A 5,435-nucleotide genomic window follows, 5' to 3' on the forward strand; every position below is an offset into this window, starting at 1 on the left:
GTCATTGGCGAATTCATTAATCAGATGTTTTTCAACTCTTCTGGTGCATGACCCTGTTTTGATCGTGTGCCATAATTAAATACTTATGATCAGAGTGAAACTCCACTAAAGCGCTAGCACTAATTGGTGCTTGCATGAGTTGTTGCCAACGCTGATAGACAAACACTCGACCAATGAAGTTTTCGCGCAACACTGGGTCACATAAACGACCTTCTTCTTCGAGCGGTAAATTCGGGTATTGCTGCCGTAAAGCTGTTGCGAACAGCCCCATACCGCTACGTTCGGGTGCTTGGCTGGTTGCTTGCTCTTCAAAAACTTTAACCCGCTCCATACCACAGCTAGGTGAGTCTTTTTTTAGAATAAATCCACTTAAACTCGCTAAACTGGGCTGTGCTAGGATTTGCTGGCTAGCGGCATGGAGCTGGTCGGTGACATCGATGGCATGATTTTTTACCTGTAAAGCGCGCAAGCTTTGATCACGTTTAACCAGATGAATAGCAGGGCGTGGAATCCCTAAATCTGCAGCCACTTCGGGACAAAAAGGTACAAACTCAATATATTGGCCTAAGGTTTCAGTGATATAAGCATTGTGTTTATGTCCACTATCAAAGCGTACTGAGTGACCCAGTAAGCAACTACTAATGCCTAGACGCGGTTTAAGGTGATCCATTTTCAATTTATACTCTTGAGGCCTTAGTAGCGAGCGCTTGGTTTTTGGCATTTTGCTGACGTACAGCGCCAATGCTAAACACGACTAAAGCAATCCAAATACATATAAAAGCAATGAGCTGTTGATGATTAAGCGGTTCTTTTAATAAGTAAATAGCGGTCAAAAACTGCATAGTCGGGTTGATATACATCATAAAGCCCACTGCGGTCAGACTTAAACGATTCGCGGCGGAAGCAAATAATAATAACGGCGCTGCGGTGAGTGCTCCTGAGAAAATCAAGAGGAAAGTCGTTTGTAGGTTTTCTGTGAATAACTGACTTTGCCCCTGCCATTCGAGCCACAACCACCAAGTAAAGGCAAAGGGTAAGAGTATGCCGGTTTCTACCCAAAGCCCGGTTAAAGAGTCTACTGGGACCTTTTTGCGTACTAAACCATAGAAGCCAAAGCTAATGGCTAAGGATAAAGAAATCCACGGTAAAACACCTAATTGAATGACTAGCCACAGCACACCTATAACCGCAAGAATACAAGCACTTAAACGATAAATATCCAGTGATTCTTTTAGAAAGATTCGCGCTAGCAATACACTGACTAAAGGCGTAATAAAATAGCCTAAACTCGATTCTAATACGCGACCTTGACCGACTGCCCAAATAAAAATCAGCCAGTTCGCAGCAATCAGCAGGGACGATAGTAATAAACCCAAGAGAATATTCCGCTGCATGAGGGCTGCTTTAATCAGTGACCAATGACGAATAAATAGAGCAATCACGGAAACCAGCAGAAATGACCAAATAATCCGTTGGGTGAGCACTTGCCAAGGGTTCACATGACTGAGGAAATGAAAATACCAAGGAAATAGTCCCCAAATAGTATAAGCGCTCAGGCCATAGATCAGACCGAGTTTTTGTTGTGAAAGCATGATTATCTTAGGCTTAAAGCCTTATACCTCGTTAAGTCTTGGCATGAGCATGACTAAATTGCAGGGTTGAGTACGGTAATCTAATTGTGCCTCAATCAGTTGATCCCAGCCTAAACGACAGGCATCCCCTGAGCCGGGCAAGCAAAAAATATACGTGCTATTGGCAACACCGGCAATGGCGCGAGATTGGAGGGTGGAGGTTTTAATTTCTTGATACGAAAGCACGCGAAACATTTCGCCAAAGCCTTCTAGTTCTTTATCCAATAAGGGCTTAATCGCTTCGGGTGTGCCATCCCGACCCGTGACTCCCGTGCCACCCGTGCTGAGAATAACATTGATTTTCTCATCTAGAATCCAACGTGAAACCACCGCACGAATCGCATACTTACTATCCGGTACTAAGTCACGCTCAATGCAATGGTGACCACAGGCTGTGAGTTTATCGACCAGCAACTGGCCTGAGCTATCATTGGCAAGTGTACGCGTGTCAGAGATGGTTAAGACTGCGATGGATAAAGGCTTAAAGGCTGCTGTACTCATATAAAGATGGAAGCTAACTGGAAAAACTTTAGTATAAGCTAAACTCTACTGCTGGCGTTACAACCAATTTTTCCAGCGGAAAATACCAAGAATCAACAAGACAATAGCTAGCATCCCGACAATCACCACCGTAAAGCCATCAGTCGCACTTAAACCCGGCATATGCTCAAAGTTCATCCCATAAATCCCGGCTAATAGATTCAAGGGTAGGAAAATGACGGAAGCAATAGTGAGCACCCGCATAATGTCATTCATCCGCTGATTGGTCGCCGAAAAATAGATTTGCACTAGATTTTCTAGATCGTTTTGGCAGATTTCCGCATCACGATTCACTCGACGGAAATGCTCTTGCACATCGGCTAGACGCGTCGTAATCCGTGAGTCCATTTCTATGCGCTCATCGCGCCATTCATCTAAAGCGGTTTCTTGAGGCTCGATAATCGCTAAGCGATATTGGCGTAAATGGCTACTCGCTTTAAGTAAGCTGAGCCAATCTTGAAAGCGTTTGGAAGGGTGCAGGAGTTGAGTTTGCCAATGCTCAATTTGCTCAACAAACGCGACGCGCAGACTCAAGTATTGATCAGTTAGCCAACTCAAGAGTAAGCAAATAATTCCATCGGGGGTGAGTGGTGCGCGGATACGTGAGCCACGCAGCCAGCGACTACGAATTTCATCGAAATTAGTTTTCGCAGTCGGGTGAATACTAATCAATAAGTTTTTATAAGTAATGAACACAATCGGCGCAGAGTCGACTTCAAAACTACCCAATTTGCCGTTAGGCAGGCTTAAAGCCCGAAAGATTAGCATAGCATAAGCATCCGTATCATCCTGAAATGGCGGATGATTGGGATTGCGTGTGTCTAGAATATGTTGATCCTCTAGCACTAAGCCAAACTCTGTTTCAATTAAGCTTTGCCAGTGAGTATCCGTGCTTAACACATCCAGCCAAATCATGCCTTGGCAGTTTTTTAACTGCTCCGCTTGGATAAGCTGAGCTTGTTGAGTTTGCGCGTCAAAGTAAGTGATATGCACAGCAAGAGCCTAGAGCTAAAAGTCGGATAGTTTAATCGCTAACGGACTCAGAAGTTAAGCACTCGCGGCTCCGTACAATTTGCGATATAAACCATCTTGCTGAATCAGTTCTTGATGGCTACCTTGTTCGATAATCGTGCCACCCTCGAACACTAAAATCCGATCTGCTTGGCGCACCGCACTTAAACGATGGGCAATAATTAAAGTGGTTCGACCCTGTAAAAACGCTTGCAAGGCAGCGTGCAGTTTATATTCGGTTTCCATATCTAAAGCCGAGGTGGCTTCATCTAAAATCACCAGTTTAGGGTTGGATAAAATCATTCGAGCAATGGCTAAACGCTGGCGTTGACCGCCAGATAAACGCATGCCTTGTCGTCCGACAATCGTATCTAAGCCATTCGTTTGCTCACGCACAGTGTCTTCAAGTTGGGCAATGTGTAAGGCTTCCCAAAGTTTTTCATCCGGTAAGTTTTGCCCTAAAGTCAGATTAGCGCGCAAGGTATCATTGAATAAAGCAGGCTGTTGTAACACGGTAGCGACATGCTCACGTACTACATCTAAACCGATGGCAGTAATAGGCACTTCATCAAAATATAATTGACCTTGTTGCGGCTGATAAAGTCCCAGAAGAATCTGCACAAAAGTAGATTTTCCACCGCCACTTGCACCCACTAAGGCAACTTTTTCACCAGATGCAATGTTCAGGTTTACATCGACGAGTACGGGAGGTTTATCCCCATAGGCAAAGGTGATATGTTCAGCGCGTAAGCTAACGGTGTGCTTATTTTTAAAGGGATCTTGTACATGCGGATAAATGGGTTCGGCTTGCAAGGCGATTAAATCATTAATCCGATTTAAGGCAGCTTTTGCACTAAACCAGCCATATTGAATATTCAGAATTTCTTGCACCGGCCCCATCATAAACCAAAGATAGCTAAATACAGCGAGCATTTCGCCAATACTCAGATCAGAAAATACCACCATTAACATGGCGACTGCGCGAAAAACATCAAAGCCCGAAATAAAAATACTGAAAGATAATTTATTCGCGGCATCACTGCGCCAAGCGTATTGACCCGCGTTTTCTTTGACTTCAGCAGCTAGGTTGACAATCCGTCCAAAAAAACTTGGGGCACGATTGCTGGCACGAATCTGTTGAATAGTTTCTAAGGTTTCTGTGAGGGCTTGCTGGAAGAGTTCAAAGGCACTGTTTTCTTTCTTCTTCAGTTCTTTGACATAGCTGCCCATTTTAGTGGTGAGTAGAATGACCACGGGGTTCAAGATCAGAATAAATAGGGCTAGCTGCCAATGTAGCCAGAGCATCACCACTGTAACGCCCAACAAAGTTAACACCGAGACGATGAAGCGGCTAATGGTAATCCCAAGAAAGTTATCAATGGTTTCCACATCCACTACTAAGCGCGAACTGACCGTACCGCTACCGAGGGTTTCATATTCAGCCATCGCGATGGTTTCAATATGTTGCAGGAGGCGCTTACGAATGTTGTAGGTGATGTCTTTACCAATCAGGGTGAATTCGCGAGTTTGCCAAACTGAAAATAACAGCCAAGCAAGCCTTAGTACGATGGTCACTAGTGTGACGATCAGGACGTAGAGAATAGGACCATGCCAGCTAGCCGGAAAAATCTGATCAATCGCCTGTGTGAGTGCGCCGGGCTGCTTGAGTAAGACTTCATCGACTAACAAAGGAATCAAGAGTGGAATCGGTACGCTTAAAAATGCGGTCAAAATCGCAATTAAATTCGCACGTACCAATAAACCACGATGGCGCATCGTTTGGCGAAGTAAATCATTCCAAGTATAAGCAGGAGCTTGGCTATTCGGCATAAGCACTCAGCAAGTTTTCAGAAAGTGGCTATTGTACGGGTAAATGAAGGTGCTTGCTAAAGACTGAGTATTCAAGATGTTTAATATAGGAATACCAGCGCATAACTTTAAAAGCGTTAAGGTTAATCTTTGGTAATTTTTTGGTTTAAAGTTCTATACTTGAGGAGTGTATATTAAGGGAGTAAACCAATGTCTCAGTTGTCACATCTAGTTAGACGCATAAGTCGTCCACAAAGGTGGTTATTGGCTAGCCTACTGATATTTAGCAGTGCACTTTATGCCATTGATGAAGTAAGCCCTAGTGCAACTACTGTTATGCCTAGTCCATTCGCAAGCCCAGATGTAGAACGTGCTCCTATTAAACGAACGTGGTCATGCACCAGAGGAGTTGAAGAGCCACTAAAGCGGTAGTAACTTAAGCGA

5 protein-coding genes are annotated in these 5,435 nt (G+C 44.2%); all 5 read right to left on the reverse strand.

Annotation, left to right across the window (positions count from 1 at the left end; all coding sequences use genetic code 11):
* Window positions 1–31: 31 nt before the first annotated feature.
* From Q0307_RS13585 to Q0307_RS13605, 5 genes are read right to left on the reverse strand one after another with little or no spacing between them, the layout of a single operon-like run.
* Entirely contained in the window at window positions 32–670 is a 639-nt protein-coding gene (locus Q0307_RS13585; RefSeq protein WP_298661332.1) for a DUF523 domain-containing protein, read from the reverse strand.
* A gap of 7 nt (window positions 671–677) precedes the next feature.
* Window positions 678–1,592, reverse strand: coding sequence for an EamA family transporter RarD (rarD, locus tag Q0307_RS13590; protein WP_298661333.1), 915 nt, complete (start codon window positions 1,590–1,592; stop codon window positions 678–680).
* A gap of 21 nt (window positions 1,593–1,613) precedes the next feature.
* Window positions 1,614–2,132: a molybdenum cofactor biosynthesis protein B gene (gene moaB / locus Q0307_RS13595; RefSeq protein WP_298661334.1), complete on the reverse strand. Its 519-nt coding sequence runs from the start codon at window positions 2,130–2,132 to the stop codon at window positions 1,614–1,616.
* A 57-nt stretch (window positions 2,133–2,189) separates the two neighbouring features.
* Complete coding sequence (locus Q0307_RS13600; protein ID WP_298661335.1) at window positions 2,190–3,164, reverse strand: magnesium transporter CorA family protein; 975 nt, start codon at window positions 3,162–3,164, stop codon at window positions 2,190–2,192.
* Window positions 3,165–3,218: 54 nt separating this feature from the next.
* Complete coding sequence (locus Q0307_RS13605) at window positions 3,219–5,012, reverse strand: ABC transporter ATP-binding protein (RefSeq protein WP_298661336.1); 1,794 nt, start codon at window positions 5,010–5,012, stop codon at window positions 3,219–3,221.
* Between the last annotated feature and the right edge of the window lie 423 nt (window positions 5,013–5,435).

Origin of the sequence: uncultured Thiothrix sp. (assembly GCF_937873765.1) — a bacterium.
Lineage (GTDB): Bacteria > Pseudomonadota > Gammaproteobacteria > Thiotrichales > Thiotrichaceae > Thiolinea.

Bases quoted from the DNA above. Each gene is read 5' to 3' on its own strand.
- rarD (WP_298661333.1), bottom strand. From the start codon at position 1,592: ATGCTTTCACAACAAAAACTCGGTCTGATCTATGGCCTGAGCGCTTAT.
- Q0307_RS13605 (WP_298661336.1), bottom strand. From the start codon at position 5,012: ATGCCGAATAGCCAAGCTCCTGCTTATACTTGGAATGATTTACTTCGC.
- Q0307_RS13585 (WP_298661332.1), bottom strand. From the start codon at position 670: ATGGATCACCTTAAACCGCGTCTAGGCATTAGTAGTTGCTTACTGGGT.
- moaB (WP_298661334.1), bottom strand. From the start codon at position 2,132: ATGAGTACAGCAGCCTTTAAGCCTTTATCCATCGCAGTCTTAACCATC.